At 40.1% G+C, this 19,444-nt stretch carries 19 protein-coding genes and 1 pseudogene; 5 read left to right on the forward strand and 15 right to left on the reverse strand.

Going from position 1 to position 19,444, the window contains the following annotated elements:
* Position 1: 1 nt before the first annotated feature.
* From EHQ64_RS05715 to EHQ64_RS05735, 5 genes are all read right to left on the reverse strand, one after another.
* A complete protein-coding gene (locus tag EHQ64_RS05715) occupies positions 2-202 on the reverse strand; it encodes a hypothetical protein (protein WP_135648534.1) in 201 nt (66 codons plus the stop codon).
* A gap of 9 nt (positions 203-211) precedes the next feature.
* Positions 212-2,173 carry a DUF4178 domain-containing protein gene (locus tag EHQ64_RS05720; protein ID WP_135648535.1) on the reverse strand — a complete coding sequence of 654 codons (1,962 nt, stop codon included), beginning with the start codon at positions 2,171-2,173 and terminating at the stop codon, positions 212-214.
* A 75-nt stretch (positions 2,174-2,248) separates the two neighbouring features.
* Complete coding sequence (locus EHQ64_RS05725) at positions 2,249-3,088, reverse strand: adhesin OmpL37 family surface protein (protein ID WP_135648536.1); 840 nt, start codon at positions 3,086-3,088, stop codon at positions 2,249-2,251.
* A 76-nt stretch (positions 3,089-3,164) separates the two neighbouring features.
* Positions 3,165-5,438, reverse strand: coding sequence for a heavy metal translocating P-type ATPase (locus EHQ64_RS05730; RefSeq protein WP_135648537.1), 2,274 nt, complete (start codon positions 5,436-5,438; stop codon positions 3,165-3,167).
* Positions 5,439-5,442: 4 nt separating this feature from the next.
* Entirely contained in the window at positions 5,443-5,649 is a 207-nt protein-coding gene (locus EHQ64_RS05735) for a heavy-metal-associated domain-containing protein (protein ID WP_135648538.1), read from the reverse strand.
* Positions 5,650-5,792: 143 nt separating this feature from the next.
* Between EHQ64_RS05735 and cueR the strand changes: the two are divergent.
* A pseudogene (cueR, locus tag EHQ64_RS05740) lies at positions 5,793-6,183 on the forward strand (Cu(I)-responsive transcriptional regulator).
* Between the two features lie 573 nt (positions 6,184-6,756).
* On the opposite strand, the gene EHQ64_RS05745 reads toward cueR, so the two are convergent.
* From EHQ64_RS05745 to EHQ64_RS05765, 5 genes are read right to left on the reverse strand one after another with little or no spacing between them, the layout of a single operon-like run.
* Positions 6,757-7,140: a PilZ domain-containing protein gene (locus EHQ64_RS05745; protein ID WP_135648539.1), complete on the reverse strand. Its 384-nt coding sequence runs from the start codon at positions 7,138-7,140 to the stop codon at positions 6,757-6,759.
* Between the two features lie 7 nt (positions 7,141-7,147).
* A complete protein-coding gene (locus tag EHQ64_RS05750) occupies positions 7,148-7,894 on the reverse strand; it encodes an NRDE family protein (RefSeq protein ID WP_135648540.1) in 747 nt (248 codons plus the stop codon).
* 2 nt (positions 7,895-7,896) lie between these two features.
* Complete coding sequence (gene lsa66 / locus EHQ64_RS05755; RefSeq protein ID WP_135648541.1) at positions 7,897-9,669, reverse strand: fibronectin-binding adhesin Lsa66; 1,773 nt, start codon at positions 9,667-9,669, stop codon at positions 7,897-7,899.
* Between the two features lie 34 nt (positions 9,670-9,703).
* Complete coding sequence (locus EHQ64_RS05760; protein WP_135648542.1) at positions 9,704-10,255, reverse strand: NUDIX hydrolase; 552 nt, start codon at positions 10,253-10,255, stop codon at positions 9,704-9,706.
* Positions 10,252-12,111, reverse strand: a complete 1,860-nt coding sequence (locus EHQ64_RS05765) for a carbon starvation CstA family protein (RefSeq protein ID WP_135648543.1) — start codon at positions 12,109-12,111, stop codon at positions 10,252-10,254. The genes EHQ64_RS05760 and EHQ64_RS05765 overlap by 4 nt, the downstream gene beginning before the upstream one ends.
* A 106-nt stretch (positions 12,112-12,217) precedes the next feature.
* On the opposite strand from EHQ64_RS05765, the gene EHQ64_RS05770 reads away from it, so the two are divergent.
* The gene (locus EHQ64_RS05770; protein ID WP_135648544.1) at positions 12,218-13,129 is read left to right on the forward strand and encodes a DnaJ domain-containing protein; all 912 of its coding nucleotides are present in this window, start codon (positions 12,218-12,220) and stop codon (positions 13,127-13,129) included.
* Here EHQ64_RS05770 and EHQ64_RS05775 read toward each other — a convergent pair whose 3' ends face one another.
* Positions 13,130-13,588, reverse strand: coding sequence for a YHS domain-containing (seleno)protein (locus tag EHQ64_RS05775; RefSeq protein ID WP_135648545.1), 459 nt, complete (start codon positions 13,586-13,588; stop codon positions 13,130-13,132).
* A 46-nt stretch (positions 13,589-13,634) separates the two neighbouring features.
* Between EHQ64_RS05775 and bufB the strand changes: the two genes are divergently transcribed.
* Entirely contained in the window at positions 13,635-14,450 is an 816-nt protein-coding gene (gene bufB, locus EHQ64_RS05780) for an MNIO family bufferin maturase (RefSeq protein WP_135648814.1), read from the forward strand.
* Positions 14,447-15,193, forward strand: coding sequence for an HvfC/BufC N-terminal domain-containing protein (locus tag EHQ64_RS05785; RefSeq protein WP_135648546.1), 747 nt, complete (start codon positions 14,447-14,449; stop codon positions 15,191-15,193). Before bufB ends, EHQ64_RS05785 begins: the two co-directional genes overlap by 4 nt.
* Here EHQ64_RS05785 and bufA2 read toward each other — a convergent pair.
* Positions 15,183-15,440, reverse strand: coding sequence for a BufA2 family periplasmic bufferin-type metallophore (gene bufA2 / locus EHQ64_RS05790; RefSeq protein WP_135648547.1), 258 nt, complete (start codon positions 15,438-15,440; stop codon positions 15,183-15,185). The genes EHQ64_RS05785 and bufA2 overlap by 11 nt on opposite strands.
* Positions 15,441-15,610: 170 nt before the next feature.
* Positions 15,611-16,198: a YceI family protein gene (locus EHQ64_RS05795; protein ID WP_135648548.1), complete on the reverse strand. Its 588-nt coding sequence runs from the start codon at positions 16,196-16,198 to the stop codon at positions 15,611-15,613.
* 178 nt (positions 16,199-16,376) lie between these two features.
* Here EHQ64_RS05795 and EHQ64_RS05800 point away from each other — a divergent pair, with 178 nt between their 5' ends.
* The gene (locus tag EHQ64_RS05800; protein WP_246048602.1) at positions 16,377-17,939 is read left to right on the forward strand and encodes an LA_3751/LA_3752 family putative glycosyltransferase; all 1,563 of its coding nucleotides are present in this window, start codon (positions 16,377-16,379) and stop codon (positions 17,937-17,939) included.
* Between the two features lie 8 nt (positions 17,940-17,947).
* Here EHQ64_RS05800 and EHQ64_RS05805 read toward each other — a convergent pair whose 3' ends face one another.
* Both EHQ64_RS05805 and EHQ64_RS05810 read right to left on the reverse strand, forming a co-directional pair.
* Positions 17,948-18,643 carry a glycosyltransferase family 2 protein gene (locus EHQ64_RS05805; protein ID WP_100721952.1) on the reverse strand — a complete coding sequence of 232 codons (696 nt, stop codon included), beginning with the start codon at positions 18,641-18,643 and terminating at the stop codon, positions 17,948-17,950.
* Positions 18,640-19,434 carry a hypothetical protein gene (locus tag EHQ64_RS05810; RefSeq protein WP_135648549.1) on the reverse strand — a complete coding sequence of 265 codons (795 nt, stop codon included), beginning with the start codon at positions 19,432-19,434 and terminating at the stop codon, positions 18,640-18,642. The genes EHQ64_RS05805 and EHQ64_RS05810 overlap by 4 nt, the downstream gene beginning before the upstream one ends.
* Between the last annotated feature and the right edge of the window lie 10 nt (positions 19,435-19,444).

The following is a 19,444-nucleotide window of genomic DNA, read 5'->3' on the forward strand; positions in this document are numbered from 1 at the left end:
TTTATTTTCCCCCAGGGAAATTGCGGGTGAACCATGCGTAATGAGAACGATAGATGCCAGGATTTTGTCTGACTGTTTTTGGAACTTGGTTTACTTCTTCAAAATCAGTCGAGGCTCCTCCTTTTGAATATTCGGAGAAAAATCCTAAACCCAACGAGGCTGCGAAAAACGGATACACGAGGCCTTTAACAAAATTCCACATAAAAGATCCTTAAACCCTTCTAGACTCAAACGAGAAACTTCTGAAAGCAGTATAAATAAGAGGAAGCCATAGGAAAAGTGAAAATAAGAAGAATGGTGCCGGGCTCATTACATCTCGAGTGATCTTCACGTTGTATTCGGATCCGGTACCTGGCCGGAAATCTGACTGGCTTTCTAAACGTAAATAATATCTTCCGGGAGGGATCTCTGCCAATGATTTGGAATCGGATCTGGAACCTTCCGACCAAGATTCTCCGTCGTCTACTCCATGATAATAACTAGTTTCGATCGAAGTATCGTAGGCAGTATCAGTTTCTTCATTTATAAGAGCGGCAGAGAAGAATAAATATTTATTATCTAGATCAGGTGCTTCTATCTGGATCTCTACATTATCTGTAGGATTTCCTTTTAGTTCGAAAACATCTGTTACGAATGAATTGTCTCTAAAGTCCGGGCTTCCGATTTCTGCATTAGAAGTAGAAGTTTGTACGTATCTGAATTTTCCCTGATAGACAAGTTGGTTTTTGGCTTTTACACAGCCATAAACTTGAAAGGTAAAAAATATGGCTGTTAACGCTGCCGCTACCCAAAAATTTCGTTTTAGTCTGATCTTAAAAGGATTCGGTTCGCATACTCCGACTATTTCAGGTTTTCTTAATTTAGATGCAGTATCCAAAGGAATGGAGGACTTCATCATATCGAATGGGATAAATGTTCCTTTGGACCAAAATTGTTCTCGATATGTCGTTTCGGATGAGATCATATAAGGAGGTGAGATATAATCTTCGATCTCCGCCTTTTCGCCGGATGAAACTTTCCAGTAGAATTCCCCTAATGCAAAATCGGTGTTTGAATCAGAACTAGAGAACCATTTATAGGATCTTTTTTCGAAAACACGTTTATGACTTGGAGCCCACTTGGGAGTTCCGGATAGAGGTTCGAAATAAGTCCAATTGTCTCCGTTTTCGTTTAACCAAGCATACCCACCTCTTGATCTAAGAAGATAGTCCGTCCAAGTATATGTTTCGCCATCCACTTCGGTGGATTTCCGTAAAACCCCGATTACTTTGGATTCAGGAAAATTGGGCAATTTAACTGGAGTTCCTAAAGGGAGAAGAACTCCGTCTCTGGATACATTATCAAACTTTGCTATAATTTTTAATTCTTCACTTTCGGTATCCATTACGGATCCGCAATATTCGCAAGCTAAAGATTTAGAGAAATCAGGGCTGAATTGATTTAAAGAGGCCCCACAACCTTTACATTCTATCGACCTTGCGGGAATTTGGGTCTGGTTATATGAGACTCCTTCTTCTCTGAGCCCGGTTAGATTCAATTCTTCTAATTTAGAAAAATGACCCGAGAATAATAAAGCAGGGGATTCGGAATAATCCAAAGTCCCGAAAAGTCCATCTTCACTGGCGAGATCGAGCAAAGTCGCTTGGTATCCGGTTTCGAATCCTATAGGAAGTTCTCCTTCTCCTCCGACACAGGTCGCAGTCATGATTTCTTTCAGAGTCCAGTTTTCTTCTAGATAAAAACTGTCTCCGGGTGTGATTTGTTCTCTTCGATTGGGAGTGAAAACGACCGGGTTATTGGATCCTTCCAAAACTGGAATACGATCTTCTGAAATCCCAGTTTTAAGTTTTGTATAATAATAAGACCCTTGTGCTTCTCCAAGCCATGCGGAACTTCCGTCACCTTCCGTCAAATGCCACTCGTTCCAAAAGCCTAAATCGAATTTTAGTTGGATCCTTCCGATTACTCGGAATGGTGTGCCTTTATAATTTCCTTGGGTTCCGAGTTGGATAATAGAATGATCATCCGCAAGCTCTCCTGCGGTGCCTATCTTTTCCAAATTTACGTCTTTTTTTACGGAGAGGGTTTTACAACTGGAGCAAACTGCATACACGGATGCCTTATTTTCGATAGGTACTGGGGCACCGCAATTTGGACAACTTAGTTCCGACACAAAGAAAGGTGATAACTTCGGGAGGATACTCTGTCAATCCTGGTTTTCATGGATCGAAAGAAATTTCCTAAATTTTTATGGAGTCATAGAACGTTTTGCAATTCTTCTTGCCCGGTCTGTGGCCGGATCTAGATCCCCCAACGCTTTTTCCAATTCCTGTAATCCAGGGTTCTCCCAAGTGGACTCATACAGATTTGCCGCGTTATAAATATTAAAATGATTATCGAAATGGATCCGGCTATAATGATCCGCTTTGGTGAACATTGCTCGATTGATCTCGTTATAAATTTCCTCGAACTCTGTGGTTTGTAGATCCGGCTCGAAATCGGAAAGGAATTTGAGAGAAAGTAGGATCACATATTCTCTGGATTGTTTGAGAAGTTTAAGTGACTCGTATAAATATTGGGTTTTGATCCCCGGAAGATAAGGCCTTGTATTATCTGCGATGATCTTTTTTTGATTAGAGGCGCCGTATTCTCTATATCCCATTTCCAAGTGATGCCTTGCTTCTGCGTCCTTGGTTCTAAGTGCGTATTTAGATAAAAAGTCCAGCTCTCTACGCACAGTCGTGGCGGAAGCTTCTACTACCTTAGAATATAATAATACGAGTAGTCGTTGAGTTTGGCGCATCTCGTCGTAAGAATGACCTAAGTCAAATTGAAGATATAAAGTAAAAGTCTCAATATGATGTTGCAAGCATCTACGATATAAGGCTTTATCTTCTTCCGTTCCATAATTAGAAATAGTGCTATTGATCGCTTTTAGATGGAATTCGTTTTGTTTGAGCCCTCTTTCTACTCTAATTAAAGCGGTGGCGCGGTTACTATCTAGATCCGCATTGCTGGTTTGGAAAGGTACAATGAAGGAAACTAAAAGAAACGAAAGATATAAATATTTTCTAATTAATCCCTTCATATTAGGATTTTCGGAAAATAGAGGGGTCCAAATTGAACCCCGTTATAGGATAAATTTTACTGAACTATTTTCACCATTATGTCCGTTTGAGTCGAAGTGCATTCAAAACGACTGAAACGGAACTAAAAGCCATCATAGCCCCTGCGATCCAGGGAGCGAGTAAGCCTGCAGCAGCGATTGGGATCCCTAAAGAATTATAGGCGAGCGCCCAGAAAAAATTCTGTCGGATATTTCTTGTAGTGGATCTCGAGATTTGGATCGCTTCTGAGATCTTTTCTAAGTCACCTTTTACGAGAACTACTCCTGCAGTTTCTATTGCTACCCCAGTTCCGGTTCCCATTGCAAATCCTACGTCCGCTTTGGCTAAGGCAGGGGAGTCGTTGATCCCATCTCCTGTCATTCCTACTTTTTTTCCTTCTTTCTGAAGGTTTTCTAAGATCGTCGATTTGTCTTTAGGAAGCAAAGAAGCGTGTAAATTTTTTATGCCAACTTTGGAGGCAATACTTTGGGCTACGGATACATGATCACCTGTAAGAAGAAGTGTATCTATTCCAAGAGATTGCAGTTTTTCTAATGCAGATTTTGCATTTTCTCGAATTGTGTCTTCTATTGCGAAAATGATCCAATTCGGATCCTCGAAGCCATATAGTCTTGCCCAAACGATCGTTTTTCCTTCATTTTCCCATCGATTAGAAATATCGAATAGATCTTTAGGAACATTTTCCTTTTGTTCGAAAAATTCCAATTTCCCGATCTTGATCCGTTTTTCTTTTATATCCGCACTGATTCCGAGACCGGGAACAGTTTGTAAGTTCATTGGATTTTCTATCTTATATCCCTTTTTCTCAACGAAGGATACGATTGCTTTCCCTAATGGATGTGAGGAACCTGATTCTGCGGAAGCGGAAGCTGAAAGTAGATCGGACTCTTCTCCCATAAATTTATAATCTGTTACGGCTGGATTTCCTTCTGTGATCGTTCCTGTCTTATCGAATGCGATCAGATCCAAATTAGATGTGGCTTCCAATACTTCCGAATTTCTGAATAAGATCCCTTGGCTTGCAGCCTTTCCGGTTCCGACTAAAATGGAAATAGGTGTTGCTAATCCTAATGCGCAGGGGCATGCAATAACTAAGATCGCGATTGATTTTTCTAAAGCGGATCCTATATCTCCAGTTTCTAAAAATAGATACCATAAAAGGAAATTGAATATTGAGATTAGGATTACCACCGGAACAAAGATGGAAGAAATTTTATCTGCGATTTTTTGGATCGGTGCCTTGGAACTTTGAGCTTCTTCGACCGTGCGAATGATAGAAGATAATAATGTATCCGATCCTACAGAAACAGCTTTAATGATCAAAGTGCCGTTTCCATTTACTGTTCCTCCAAATACTTTACTATCTTTGTTTTTGTCTAAGGGAATACTTTCTCCTGTAAGCATGGATTCATCTACGGAGCTGAAACCCTCGATTACGATTGCATCTACCGGAAATTTTTCTCCAGGTCTGACTTGAAGTAGATCATCTTTTTTTACATACTCGCTTGGAATTTCAGACCAGCCATTTTCTTTTTTAACGCGAGCGTTTTCTGGTTTTAATTCTAGCAATGTTTGTATTGCAGATGAACTTTTTCCTTTTGCTTCGGATTCCATCCATTTCCCGGCAATGATGAAACATAAAAGTACTGCGGAAGTCTCGTAGTAGAGTGGAGGAATAGAATGATGGTGTAGGCCTTCTGCCCAAAATGAAACGAAGAAAAAATCTCCTTGGGACAATCCTTGTGAAATCGAAAGGATCAAACTATATCCGAATGCTGCTGAGGTTCCTAAAGCGACTAAGACATCCATATTTGCGGATCCATTTCGGATGGCTCTATACGCACTTTTATAAAAAGGAAATCCGATCCAGAATTGAATTGGAGATGCGAGAAGGAATTGGATCCAAGGGTGCATCAAGGCTTTCGGGTTCGGTAGGAATTCCAAAAAGGAAAAATGCGAAACCATAGAATAGAAAAGAGGAAGAGCAAATGCCAAGGAAATGAAGAATCTAGTTCTTAATTTTTCTCTCTCCTTTTTATGTAACTGCTCCGTTTCTTTATAGTTAGCTTCGGAGTGTTCTTTTGCGGAGTATCCTAAGGATTCTACTTTGGATAATAATTCAGGAATATCCGCAGTATGTTCGAATCTAACAAATGCAGTCTCTCTTGCGAAATTTACTCTGGCTTCTTCTACTCCCGGGACTTTATTTAAGCCTGTTTCTATCCTTCTTGCACAATTAGCGCAGGTCATTCCGAATAGATCTAATGTAATATCGGATACTTTTTCTTCTCCTTTAATTTCCGAGTTCATCTACTCACTCCTTGTTGATGGAAACGACTGGATATCCTTCTTCTTCCAATAGTTTAGGAAGTGAAGTTACATCCTTATTTGTTTCGAATCGAGCGATCTGCGATGCTAAATCTACCACAGGTTTGCTTTCCGAATCGAAGGACTGGATCGTCTTTGATACCGTCTTTACACAATGTTCGCAGGTCATTCCTGATAATTCTACCTTATACATTTTATTCTCCTTTATCTACGGTTTCTATTATCAACCTTCCAATAATGGGAAGGTCAAGGCCCAGATCTAAAAAAATCCATTTTTTTTGTAAAAAATGAAAATTTCATTTTTAAAACCTTCTAATAGTTAGAAGGTTATGTTTTATGAATATCGGTGAAGTTTCCAAATTATCCGGAGTAAACTCGAAATTGGTTCGCCATTACGAATCTATTGGATTGGTCTCCAAGCCCATTCGAGCAGAATCGGGATACAGACTGTATTCAGAAAAAGATGTCCACACATTGAGATTTATCAAACGTGCGAGAGGGCTGGGCTTTTCTTTGCCAGAGATTAAACAATTATTGGGATTATGGAAGAATAAGGCGAGGGCAAGCGCACAAGTAAAGTCCCTAGCTTTGGCTCATGTAAAGGAGATGCAGGCCAAAATTTCGGAACTACAATCCATGTGTGATACTCTGACTCATCTTGCAAAACATTGCCACGGGGGATCATAGACCGGATTGCCCTATCTTGGAAGAATTAGAAGGACAATGAGCCGGGGATATTTGGAGGAATGAATTTTTGTTTAATTAAGTAAACTTGATTGAATGAAGGATTGTGGGGTTGGGTTTTGTCGTGATACGGGGCCTTTACGTTGGGCGAAAGTTCTCCCCGCCCTATTAGGGTGGGGGCTGGAGCGAAGCGGTGGATTTACCTTTCCGCAGAAAAAACCCATAGCAGAAAATCAGAAGTTTTACAAGCAAAATAGATCTGGGAATTTGTAGGAGCTCCTACATGAAATGCTCAATCAGAAAATCGATTGCATAATCGCAAGTTTTATGATACGCGTGCTTCGATCGGCGCGAGGTACCACCACACCGGCCCCCACCCTAAGTAGGGTGGGGAATGCTTTTACACCAACTGTCTCCGGAACGTGGAATCTAAATTCAGCAATGTATAAACTATTTCTGAGAAGGTCGCAGATAGAAAAAGTGCATATCCGAAAACTACGCGACAGCGATGTGAAGGGGAAGTCTCGAAGAGACCGAAGCGAATGCGTAGCCCGTAGCAGCGCGGTCCGAGCGAAAGCGAGGAGTCGCCCAATCTTATAATTAGGAGTTAAAAAACTTAAGATAAAGGTTTTTTGTCTTTATCGAAGAACTTCTTATGGATCAGATCTTGGATGAGATCCTTATCGTCTTCGGCTAGGCTAATAAAGATCACGTTTGCTTTTTTTCCGGAAACTCGGATCACTTCGGATTCGAGCTCCATATTTTTGCCGTTAATATTTCCGAATAGGATGATACGATCACCTTCGAAAACGGAAGTGCGAGTTTCGATACCCGCTCCGCCTGTTCCGATATCAACTATGAATACCGGAAATCTTTGGGTTCTCCCCTTGACTATAAAATCACCGTCTATAGTGATCTTGACACGAGCATTCTTCCTCTTTTGTTGAGAGGGGTCCCGGTATTCGTATTTGTCGTCGAAAAGGGAATTCGTGCCCGCCATACGACAATCATGCAGAAGTTCGAAATTCAGTCAAAGTGAAATTGTAATCTTCTTCAGGTCCCTCTTCGCAAGGTTGAGAATTCTTGTAGGAGAAATAAACGGAGGCCCGGTCCAAAGTAATAACTGTCCTAGAGACAGAATGTGCGTCCCTTCTATGCATACAAGGAGACAAAGCACCTTGTTCAGGAAGATGAGAAGATAAGAAAGATTTTGCCATATGTATGAAATCTTGTGCATCAGGAAGTTCGGATGGTCGAAAATGAGAATCGAAAGTCTCTCTCCTGGAGATCTGGGCCTTAGGCCCTTGAGTAAAGGAGCTACCGAAAACAGCAAAAGTTTCTGAGTCCATTTCCGTTTTGTAGGAGTTCCCATCCCAAATGAAAATTTCGGTCTTCTCCTTTTGTACTCTAAAAAGTTTGAAAGGATAGTATTTCTCTAATTCGGAAACCGAGTAAGATTCTGGAGTTCTTTCTCCTAGAAGGACCGACCGGACCAATAATCCTCTACTTACAGGATTTCTGAGTAATTTTAAGGTAGCTTCGTAGAAATTTACCAAACAGATAATTTCTCCTGTTTGGGAAATTCCGATCCATGTTCCTCCTGCCTCTCCGTCGATAGGAGCGATCGCTTTTCCGGATGAGGATTCCAACAATTGGGGAGATAAGGAAGGTTTTCTTTTGAAGGATTCGTCTCTATTAAAGCCAACTCCTAAGATCCCTTTGCTTGGATTACGATATATAAAAGAAGTGCACATATTTATTTAGACACGCTCAGAAAGAAATCCAGTCTTTCGTTTCGATCCGCTTCGTAAGATCCGTTTCCCGGAATTAATGGAAGAGTCTCTCCATATCCTCTATATCTATATCTTCCGAATTCATAATCTTTTCCGAATAAAGATTGGAATACCTTCTTCGCTTTTTCTTCCGAGTATCTTAAATTATATTCGTCGTCTCCTCTATGAGAAGTGTGAATTTGAAGTTCTACTTTATAACCTGGAAATTTACCCAGTGTGGATTTTAGTTTAGAAGGAAGAGTCCACCATCTATTCTCAAAGATCCGATTCGGTACTGAAAAACGAAAACCGTCTTTTTCTCTCGTGATTAGGATATCCGTTTTAAGATCTCCTAATTCTTCTTCTTTTTCTTCTCCGAAAATATCCTTATAAGAAAGAACAACCTTAAGGTCCGCAAAGGAACCGATCCTTCTGCCTTGATCATCTAATCCGTACCAAATTAATTTGTCAGGGCCGTTACCTGTTCCGGTCCAGTTTCGGACGATCCTTTCTTCCGGTTTGTCTCCATCGTAGAAAGATTCTATAATATTGATTTTCCAAGAAACGATAGGTAGGCCTTTGGATCTTACCCGGATCTCAACTACGTCTTTCTGCCAGTCCCCATCCGGGGTGAAACCGTTCGGAGAAACATCGTAGGAGAATTTCGCCTTTTGATCGGAAAGTGTGAATTTTTTGGCTAAACTAGTATAACGATCATAACGGTTGAATATCGTTAGACGATACATGTATGTCCCGGATCCTAAAGGTTTACCTTCCTTATTCTTAGGTTCCCAAATCAATTCCGCGGGAGGTTCTCCTAAAGATTTTTGAGAGAATACAAGATTATCTTCTTTTACTTCGTTTTTGAAAACTTCCAACTCGTAAGAATCAGATTTTAATTTAGAGGAAACGAATGAAGAAAACTTAATGCGATTGAGAGGGTTTGCCGGATCTGCCGGAAAAAGATCACCTTCTACGTTTAGATCTATCCCTGCGGACTCAGACTTTATGGTAATATTTTCTATTTTATCCGAGGATTCGTTACCTGCAGGATCTCTTCCGGTAAGTTTGTATGTGTATAAACCTTGAGAGACTAATTTTCCATTGGAATCAGTCCCATCCCAAACCAACTGAAAAGGAACTTCTTTCGCTCTCCAAGTATATGCTTTTAAGGATCTTCCTTCCTGGTCTAAAAATTCTCCTACAAAGATATCTGCGGATTCACCTGAAGTTTTTTGTTGGATGATAATTTTGGATAAATTCCTGTCTTCGGTCAATAGAAGTTTCGTTTTACAATTCACTTCCGATTTAGGAGGTCTTGCGTCTAAATAGAAAGTGGACTCTTCCGAAAGTATCTTTTCCTTATTCGCAGTTAGAAGATATAATTGGTAGGTATAATATCCGTCTCCTACAGGATTTCCGTTTTCATTTTCTCCATCCCATTCTAGAATAGAAGGAAGATAAATATCTTCCGGAGCGAATTCATTCTCGTCTCCGAATATGGTGAATCCTTTTTTTCTGATCTTCCCCGCTTCGAATTTACGGACAGTTTCTCCGGACGCGCTTCGGATAGTCAGTTCCCAGTCTTGCAATTTAGGTAAAGAAGAAGTTTGGATCTTGAAACGGATTAAGTCCGAGACTCCATCCCAGTTGGGCGAGAAAGAGCCTGATTCAGTGCTGATCAAAGAATTTGCGGAGACGGAAACGGAGAAGAATACTCCCAAAATCCAGAAAGAAGGAAAAAATTTTCCGAACATGCTACTAGGAAATTCCTTCCGAGAAAAAATGCACTTATGTTTTATCCTCTAATTTTCTAGTTCGAATGGAACCTAAATGGATCCCAGTATCAGGGATCTCCGATTTTTCAGTATAACGTTTTAATGCGAAGGTGACTGAAGCGAATGCGAGCTCTTCCCAAGGAATTTCGTTCGGAGAAAATAGTTTAACTTCTTCCGATTCAGGGCTTTCTGAAAAAATTCCGTCCACTAAGTTTGCAAGAAAGAACATATAAACTTGGCTGATATACGGAATACTATAAACGGAATGAAGACGAACTATATCGATCTTGGCGTTAGCTTCTTCTGCAGTTTCTCTGGCGGCTCCCTCTTCTACAGTTTCTCGATTTTCTAAAAAGCCCGCAGGTAATGTCCAATATCCTTTTCTGGGCTCGATCGCGCGTTTACAGAGAAGTATTTTTCCTTCCCAGATAGGTATGGTTCCAACGATTACCTTTGGATTTTGGTAATGTATGGTCCCACAGTTCTCACATACATATCTAGTGAGACTGTCTCCCTCCGGGATTTTTTGGATTACTTCGGATCCGCAGACGCTGCAAAATTTCATGCTTTAGAAAACCTTCTCCAAGCTAAAATCGCTTCTATCAAAAGCCAAAGGGTCAAGAAGATCAAAACTCCTCCCACTCCGGCTAATAAATAACTCGGGGATTTGGAGAATAAGAAATCGTAGAAGTTGATTACCATCGCCCATAGTGTTGCACCTAATACGAATATCATAGGGATAAAACTAGTCCAGGTCTTTTTCTTGGAATATAGAAGATAGACTGTGATCACAAGAAGAGCAAGCCCGGCGAGAAGTTGGTTTGTAGTCCCGAATAGTTTCCAAAGAGCAAGCCCGGCGGTAGTCTTCTTGCCACCCTGATCTATTTGTAGGAAAGCAAAAAATCCGATTGCGACGCATGCGAGAATACTGGATACATAACGATTTCCTAAAATTTTCTTGATCGTTTCGGATCCGAAACTTTCGGCAATTTCTTCTATATTATATCTTAATAATCTAGTAGCGGAATCCAGAGAAGTTAATGCAAAACTTACCACCACGAGTGCGATGAATCCTTGTGCAAAACCTTCGTCGAATCCTAATTGAGAAATAAATCTTCCTGTCCCGTAAATATAAGCTCCTACGGAAGGCGCAAGTCCTTGGATACCCGACCAAGACTTATAGAAGGAAGACCATTCTGCAGCCGATGCAAATCCTATCGTGCAGGCTACCACAGAGGTAAGTCCCAATAAAGATTCTCCGATCATTCCACCGTATCCGATCACTCTCGCGTCTATTTCTCGATCTAATTGTTTTGCAGTAGTTCCCGAGCTAACCAATGCGTGAAAACCGGAAACAGCCCCGCATGCAATCGTGATGAACACAAACGGTATAATATCCATATCCACTTTTTCGGAACGGATCGCTTCCGCATTAAAGGAGGAGAATTCTCCGAAAATACTTCCTTTTACGAAGCCGAAATAAATTGCGATGATCCCTAAGTATAGAAGGAACGAATTGATATAATCTCTACTCTGCAAGAGCAACCATACCGGAGTTACCGAAGCAAGAAATGCATATGCAAGAAGTATAATTTTCCAGAGAGGAACTCCCGGGGATTTATCTATATCATTTAGTCCGGTCCAAGTAAGGATCGATTCGTTCATTCCCGCTACCATTACCACCAAAGTAAGCGCTACGGAGGCATAAGTAAGAGGGCCGAGTTTCATTCCTTTTTTATAATGAAGCCAACCCACTAAAACTGCAAAGATCATGATCCCTGCCGTTGGAATTACGGCCTCCGGGAAATGGCTTCTAAGTTTAATCGGAGAAGAAGGAGTTTCCACTCTAATATCCGAAGAATGAACATGATCCTTAATACTAGGAGTTGTAGTTTGGGTTTGTTCTATCTGAACCGGAGTTGGTGCCGGCAATTTTAATTTTGGATCTGCGGAGAACATTTCCGCAAGAACGATCACAAAAACTCCCATTGCAAGAGCTACTAAGAAGAAGATGATTGCATGAAATAAACTTCTTGCCCTTGGACCTAAAAGATCCTGAGCAACCTGTCCGATAGATTTTCCCTGATTCCGGACTGAAACTACGATCGCACCGAAATCATGCACACAGCCTACGAAAATCCCACCTAAAACTACCCAAAGCATCGCAGGTAACCAGCCCCAGATCACTGCAACAGCAGGTCCTAGGATCGGAGCAAGACCCGCTATGGAAGCATAATGATGTCCGAATAATACGGCAGGTTTTGTAGGAAGATAATCCACACCATCATTGAACTTATGAGCAGGAGTATCTCCTGTAGTCTCTTTGAGTTGGAAGACTGATTTGGATAAATATCCGGAATAGAACTTATAACCTAAAAAATAGAGAACGAAACAACCTAAAACCGCGAGAAGGGGTAACATGTGGGAAAAATCTCGTTTAAGCCGGTCCCGATCAAATCTTTTTTCTCGGGAAAATAGGTGGACAAACTCGATTTGAGGCAGAGGGTCTAAAGTATAGGGTCTCGCTTTGACTACTCGCAGTTTTGATCAGGTAAAAACTTCTTTAGAGGACGTAATTTTCGAAATACAGTCTTCCAGTACTGATTGTGAGTGGTTTATTTCTTCTGACAAATTGATCGAAATTTTAGAGATTCGCAGAGAGGATTATTTCAAACTTTTATATTCTCTCAGAGGAGAGCGGGAATATTCTTCCAGAGGCTCCCAAGGATTTACCCAGGATCATGCGGATATGTTGATCCTGTTAATGGAAAAAGTCCTTAAAATCGAGGGCCTTGCTTATGAATTCGCAAAAGCAGGGGTCTACTTCGACGATATCTATTTGGACGAATTCCGTTCCTTCTTAAAAGAGATCATACTCTCCAAATTGGAAAGGCATGATCTGGATAAGGAACTCCTACTTCTTCTGATCTCTTCCACAAAAAAATTCGAAGATGCATTTGATTCTTACTTCGATGATAAGTTCGATATGCAACGACTTGTGGATAACGGGATCACTGAGTTTTTGGATAGAAAAGGTTTCTCTTCGGATTACGGAGCGGATGTTTTTTTAAAAGGATACTTCTTTCAGATATTAAACACTAAACTATTCCCGGTCCGCCAGATCACTTCCGAATACAGAGATAGGGCATATTACGAAATTTTCGGAAGATTCAGGGAAGAAGAAAGAGAGAAGACTAAAAAGAAGAAGTCAAACTTCCGCAAAAAATTCTCCTCTAGATCCTTTTACGAGGACGAAGATGTGGAAACAAGAGAGCATCGAGAATTTTTGGGCCTCTCCGAAGAATATACAAAGTCAGAATTAAAAAATAAATACAAAGAGATGATCAAAAAATATCATCCGGACGTAAACAAAGACGGCCTGGAGATGACTCAGAAGATCATCGCTTCGTATAATTATTTAATCATGAAAGATCGTTAATCAAGGTCGAACTTCCTTTCTCGGAAGGACTTTCCATTGATTGTCCGCTTTATTAATATTACCTGGAACATCTCTTTCCCAAAATCCATGGACCTTTTCATTATAGTTCAGATATAATTTCCCGGAGACTACTTTCCAAGCTTTTGGATCCGTTTCATACGCTTCTCCGTCTCTCATTGCATAAGCACAATATCCTCCGTATTGTGGAGCATAAGTTTCAGGAGATTTTTTAAACTTCTCCAAATTTTTTTCGGAAGAAAATTGCCAGTCGGCTCCTTGCCAATGATAACTGAATTTAGAATTTCCTTCTTTCGGTTTGGATTCTGTAAAATAGGAGACAGGGTCATAACCGCGAATTGCGGTCTTACCGTCGTTTTTAAAGATAGGATCTACGATTTGCCTTCCTGCACAATCGAATAGAAGTAAAACGAAGAATGTTAAAAAATACAGCTTGTTCATGAAACATCCTTCGTATGAAATCGAATTAAGTTACATAGAGAAATATATGCCTTCTATCGGAGTCGGACTTAGAAAAGAACATTATCCTTATTTAAGAAAAGGAGAACCTGTCAGAATTTCCTGGTTCGAAGCGATTACTGAGAACTATATGGATAGTCTCGGAAAACCTTTGGAAATGTTGGAATCCGTCCGCAAAAATTTTCCTGTCGCTTTGCATGGAGTTTCTTTATCTATTCTAGGAGGAACATTTCCGAATCAGAAATATTTGGAAAGATGGAAGGAATTGATCCGTAGGATAGATCCGTTTTTAGTCTCGGATCATCTTTGTTGGACGGAACAATCCGGAAAGCAGTTGCATGACCTTCTTCCATTTCCATTTACTAGAGGATTTTTAGATCTCGCCATCGAACGTACACAAAAGATCCAAGAGATCTTAGGAAGAAAGATCCTTTTAGAGAATGTTTCCACATATTTAGGTTTCAAAGAAAACGAAATGACCGAGTGGGAATTTATTCGAGAACTTTCACAAAGGAGTGGTTGCGGGATCTTATTAGATATTAATAATATTTATGTAAATTCGATCAATCATGGATTTTCCGCTCTTGAATATTTGGATGAGATCCCTTGGGAGAATGTAGGTCAGATCCACATCGCAGGTCATACGGATACTGGAGAATTTTTATTCGACACTCATTCAAGGCCGGTTGCAAAAGAAGTATGGGATCTATTTTCCTCTTATGCTGATAGAATGGATCAAATTCCAATTCTACTGGAATGGGATGAGGATATTCCGAGCTTTCCAGAAATGGAAGAAGAGGCCTTGAAGGCTAAAATTATTCTGGAATCGGTACAAAAAGTATGAGGCCGGAAGAGTTTAGAGAACTTTTTTCTGCCGTGATCTTACAAGGATCCGATTCATTCTCAGATTTGATCTTTCCTGCAGGTAAATTGAAATCTGTCTCTGCATTAGAGGTATATCAAAATGCATATCTCGCAAGATTTACGGATGCATTGGGAGAAAAATTCGAAACCGTTTGGAAAGTTTTAGGAGACGAAGATTTTTTCGAGACTGCAAAGAATTATATAAGAGAGAATTTTTCCGGCTCCTATAATATCTCCGACTATGGAGGGAATTTTCCGGATTTTCTAAAGGAAAATTATCCTGAACACCCTTTTCTGGCCGAAATTGCAGATTTCGAATATCAAGTTTTTCAAATATTTCATCTTTCTAAAAATCTAGGTACCGATATCCAGAAACCTACCGGGGCTGAATTCGAGGATTTTAAGATCTCATTCCATCCTTCTTTAAGATTTTTAAAATATACTTATCCTATTTATGATCTATGGAAAGCGGATGATTCAGAGGATCTTTCTATCTTTTTCCAGGAAAAAGATCAGTATTTGATTTTGGGAAAAAAAGGATCCGATCTTTGGATTTTGCAAATCGAAGAATGGGAATATATTTTTGGGAAAAATTTATCCGAAGGAAAGACAATACTGGAGTCTTTGGAAAATTCCGGAACTCTCCCGAAAGGGCCGGAGTCTATTTCCGAATTCCTTTCGAGATTGACCCAAAATTTTTTGGTGATTGCAATTAGCTCTTAAAAGTTCCTTTTTGAGCTTCGCAATCTTTTTTAGTAAGAGAGATCCAGCCCTGTCCTTTGCAGGAATTTTTTCCTGCGCAGGAATGACCTTTTCCACCACAATCTCCTGTTCCTTTACAGGAATTAATTCCGTGACATTCTCCTTTCGCTTCTTCCGATTTGGCTTCTTTTTTTTCCGCCATAGTTCCGGTAGCAAATAGGCCGGTCAATGCTGCGCCTACGATCATTGTTTTAGTAAGTCCTTTCATTTCATTTCTCCGAAAGTTTGGTTCGAAACTAGGATTGTTTCGACCGTTCTTTTAAGTTCGAAGTGCGAAAAGATAAGTTACTGTAAAAAGGATAGTTTGGGAAAAATTAGAAGAGAAAGAGGAACAGAAAACAAGACCTTCGTAAGGAAGGCCTTGTTTGAAGAATAGAATTATTCTGGGATTGCTTCGCCTTCGATGCGGATAGAAACTTCTTCTCCGATCAAAAGTCCGCCTTTCTCTAAAGGTTTGTTCCAAGCGATATCGAAATCAGCTCTTTTGATCTTAGTTTCTGCTTCGAATCCTAAGTGAGTGTTTCCCCACGGGTCTTTCGCAGAGCCTGCGAATTTAACTTCTAAGGTAACCGGTTTAGTAATACCTTTGATAGTAAGTTCTCCTTGGATCTTGGAAACTCCACCTTTTTTAATTGTAGCTTTTTTTGCTTTGAAGGTAAGGGAAGGATGATCGTCTGCGCTGAAGAAATCTTTTCCTTTTAAGTGTCCGTCTCTTTTTTCATCGTTAGTAGAAATGGAAGAAGCTTTGATAGTTACGTCTAGATCAGAAAGAGTGCTAGTAGCTTCGTCATAAGCGAATTTTCCGCTGAAGTCTTTAAAACTTCCAGTTACGTTTGAAATAGCAAGGTGTTTGATCTTAAAGCCAACGCCTGTATGAGCGTTATCTAATTTGAAATTTCCTGCTTGAAGACCTCCGAAAGTTAAAAGCACCAGAAGGCTAGGGATCAGATAAAGTTTCGTTTTCACGAGTGATTTTCTCCTTTGAGAATGTTTTGGGTTTTAGACTGATCTGTCGGTGTAATTAATGAAATTACAAGTAAAAATAGTTAATTTCCTCTGGAAAAAGCAATCTTTCAGGAATTTTATCCGTAAGAATTCGTTTCGTAAATAAGGGGGTAGGGTATGTTTGCCTTCGAATATGAAAATGACCGGAATTTCAAAAGGATCCTTTATCTTTTGTACAATTTATTTTGCAATACTAGTATTGCTTAAACCCTGGGAGTCCCTTTTTTCCGATCAGTTCTTAAAATACCACCAAGCATATTCCATGTTCCAGTCCGGTTTCAGCACTGAGAGCTTAATTTATCCTTCTTTCGACATAGATCCCAAATACGATTATTTTCTTTGGAAGGCCCCGATGGTCTTTCAAATGGGAGAAAGAATGATCGGTCAATATCCGATCTTTCTTACCTTACTCATCTCTCCGTTTTTGGTTTTTCATTGGATCCCTATCGTTTCGGTTTTGATGGCTGTCTTTAATTTAATTTCCGCATTTATACTTAGGAAGTATTGGGGGCTTTCTTGGTTTTGGATCTTATTTACTTTTTTCGGAACTTATATCTTCTTAATGGGGCCGGAACTTTCGGAACATCCTCCTCTTCTATTATTGGAATTACTCGCATTTACTTTCTTTTATAAAGGAGAGAATAGATCCTTAAATAATATTTTAGGTGGAATAGCACTCGGAATGGGAGTATGGCTTCGTTTAGAAGTCCTGATCTTCTTTTTTGTTTTCTGGTCCGGCGGATGGATTGTTTACGGAAAGGATTGGTGGAAGAGATCATTTTGGTTTTCCTTCTCCTTTTCGGTGGTCGTTCTTCTCTTATTAGTTTTCCATACATTAGATTATCATCATCCGATCGGTCCTAGATATTTTCAGAATTTTAACACCGGAGAAGATCAAGGCACCGTTCTTTCCAGAGCCTTTACCATCCTGATCGGATCTTATTCTATGCCAGGACTTTTGCTTTATCTTCCTATCTTAGTTCCTCTTTTGTATTTTTTCAGGAAGAAGATCCGAAATCGTTCCTTAGAAGCTTCTTATTATCATCTTGGACTCGTCGCTTACGCATTCATTTTATTGATCGCGTTTTTGGCTCCGAATGACGGGGTTTCCAATTGGGGACCTAGATATGTAGGACTCGCATTGATCCCTTTTGTATTAGTCTTAAAACAAGTTTCTGAGGGATCCGGATGGAAATTAGGGATTTCAGGACCTAATTTGGCGTTCACAACTTTTATACTTTATTCTTTTGGTATGACACTCGCTGGTTTTGCGTTTTATCAAAGGACTTCCAAAGAAATGAGATCGATCCGTTCAGTCTACGCTGATTCTAAAGCGAACCATCTTCTATTTTTGGATGATATGCTTTGCGGATCCGTAGGACCTTCTTATTTCGAGAAAAGAGTATTATGTGTTCATAATGAATCTTCCACTGAAGGAATAGGATCGTTAGTATCTAAACTTTCCGAAAAATTCCCCGGGGAGAAGGTTGGTTTTATTTCTTATTCGGATGCGGTGAAAGAATACGCTGCGAAACTTCCGGAATCAGATAATAGTTTAATGAATCAATATCGTAAGAAGGTTTTAGCAGAAGCTGAGATCCGCCCGGTTTGGTTAGATCGTATGGAGAAAAATTGGAAGACTGGGGAAGTAAAAACGAAAGGTCTTTGGGAATATCGAGAATTCGAAATTCCCAAAGAGTAATTGGAATATTAAGAAAATAGATTGTATCTTAGGATACAGTAGATTGCTCTAAATCCGTCTTTCCAACCGATCTTTTTTCCTTCCGCGTAAGTGCGCCCGTAATAAGAGATCCCTACTTCGAAAATTCGAATATCAGGAATTTTGGAAATTTTTGCAGTGATCTCAGGCTCGAATCCGAATCTGTTCTCTTTGATATCAATCCCTTGGATCACTTCTCTACGGAAAGCTTTGTAACAAGTTTCCATATCCGTCAGGTTGATATTAGTGAACATATTGGAAAGTGTTGTAAGGAAAAGATTTCCGAGACGATGCCAGTAGTATACGACTCTATGAGCTCTTCCCCCCATAAATCTACTCCCGAAAACTACATCCGCTTTTCCTTTGTAGATCGGATCGATCACATCAGGGATCTCGAACGGATCGTATTCTAGATCTGCATCTTGTACGATTACGATATCACCTTTGGCTGCTTTAAATCCTGTACGGAGAGCTGCGCCTTTTCCCTGGTTTTTTTCGTGGAAAACAAGTTGGTCCACAAGCTTCTTAAAAGGAGCGGTCTGTAAAAGTTCTCTAGTTCCGTCCGTGGAAAAATCGTCCACGAGAATGATCTCCTTATCCTTGTAAGGAACCTTCTTTACGGTCTCTAAAATGTTTTTAATTGTCTGTTTTTCGTTATAACAGGGAATTACGATAGAAAGTTTCATTTAGCGTCCAGACCGACTAAATCGCTCATCCGGAAATCCCGGATGATATTTTCGGCTCTAACAATTATTTTTTCCAATGCGATACCGAAAAGTAAATTCTTATAGGCCTCGTTGGCTTTGGGGAAGTCCCGATCGCTGATTTGAACGGTCATACGATCACTGACTAAATTTTTATCCACACATTCCAGAGCGGTTTTGCGTAAAGCTGCCAAAGCGATGCAGACCTCTTTTAGAATAGTCTGGGAATCCCTTTCCATTGCGGATTGGTTTCCGTTTGCGTCCAATAACGCTTTGATATGTTCTGCGATCCTTAGAGATGGCATCCCTCTTTTGGTCACTCCGATCCTTTCGATCATGGAGATACTGTCTTGAAAGGAGGAATATTCCGGAGTTCCTCGGAAAATATGGATAAGAACGGGCAGATCTGTATCCGCAAAATTCGTCATTGCACCGTAAAAATATCTCATTTCCGGTCTTGCTAAAGGATGGAAATCGACTCTCTGGTATTTGGAAAGTTTCTCTTCCTGCTCGTCCAGGATCCGGTTGATCGTTTCTCCCTTGGAAGCGTTCCTTTTTTCGGTGAGTTCCTTATGTTTGCCTTTGATCTTTTCTAAGAAATCAATTTCATCTTTTAGGAAATTATCCAGATTTCCCCTATGTTTTAGGGTTTGGATATAACGATCTTCGAAACCCTTGGCATCGAAAATTTTTGGACTTTGTTTAGATCCTTCCCGGTACTCGGTTCGGAGCTTTTCTACGATGTTTTTGATTTCTTGATCGCTAAGTGCCATGCAAAGGGTT

The organism is Leptospira sarikeiensis, from assembly GCF_004769615.1.
Classification (GTDB): domain Bacteria; phylum Spirochaetota; class Leptospiria; order Leptospirales; family Leptospiraceae; genus Leptospira_B; species Leptospira_B sarikeiensis.

Coding starts and splice junctions, on each gene's coding strand:
- EHQ64_RS05765 (WP_135648543.1), bottom strand. CDS start 12,111: ATGTTACCCCTTCTCGCGGTTTTAGGTTGTTTCGTTCTCTATTTTTTA.
- EHQ64_RS05760 (WP_135648542.1), bottom strand. CDS start 10,255: ATGAAATTTTGCAGCGTCTGCGGATCCGAAGTAATCCAAAAAATCCCG.
- EHQ64_RS05775 (WP_135648545.1), bottom strand. CDS start 13,588: ATGAACAAGCTGTATTTTTTAACATTCTTCGTTTTACTTCTATTCGAT.
- bufB (WP_135648814.1), top strand. CDS start 13,635: ATGCCTTCTATCGGAGTCGGACTTAGAAAAGAACATTATCCTTATTTA.
- EHQ64_RS05810 (WP_135648549.1), bottom strand. CDS start 19,434: ATGGCACTTAGCGATCAAGAAATCAAAAACATCGTAGAAAAGCTCCGA.
- EHQ64_RS05725 (WP_135648536.1), bottom strand. CDS start 3,088: ATGAAGGGATTAATTAGAAAATATTTATATCTTTCGTTTCTTTTAGTT.
- bufA2 (WP_135648547.1), bottom strand. CDS start 15,440: ATGAAAGGACTTACTAAAACAATGATCGTAGGCGCAGCATTGACCGGC.
- EHQ64_RS05750 (WP_135648540.1), bottom strand. CDS start 7,894: ATGTGCACTTCTTTTATATATCGTAATCCAAGCAAAGGGATCTTAGGA.
- EHQ64_RS05805 (WP_100721952.1), bottom strand. CDS start 18,643: ATGAAACTTTCTATCGTAATTCCCTGTTATAACGAAAAACAGACAATT.
- EHQ64_RS05735 (WP_135648538.1), bottom strand. CDS start 5,649: ATGTATAAGGTAGAATTATCAGGAATGACCTGCGAACATTGTGTAAAG.
- lsa66 (WP_135648541.1), bottom strand. CDS start 9,669: ATGTTCGGAAAATTTTTTCCTTCTTTCTGGATTTTGGGAGTATTCTTC.
- EHQ64_RS05785 (WP_135648546.1), top strand. CDS start 14,447: ATGAGGCCGGAAGAGTTTAGAGAACTTTTTTCTGCCGTGATCTTACAA.
- EHQ64_RS05730 (WP_135648537.1), bottom strand. CDS start 5,438: ATGAACTCGGAAATTAAAGGAGAAGAAAAAGTATCCGATATTACATTA.
- EHQ64_RS05800 (WP_246048602.1), top strand. CDS start 16,377: ATGACCGGAATTTCAAAAGGATCCTTTATCTTTTGTACAATTTATTTT.
- EHQ64_RS05715 (WP_135648534.1), bottom strand. CDS start 202: ATGTGGAATTTTGTTAAAGGCCTCGTGTATCCGTTTTTCGCAGCCTCG.
- EHQ64_RS05745 (WP_135648539.1), bottom strand. CDS start 7,140: ATGGCGGGCACGAATTCCCTTTTCGACGACAAATACGAATACCGGGAC.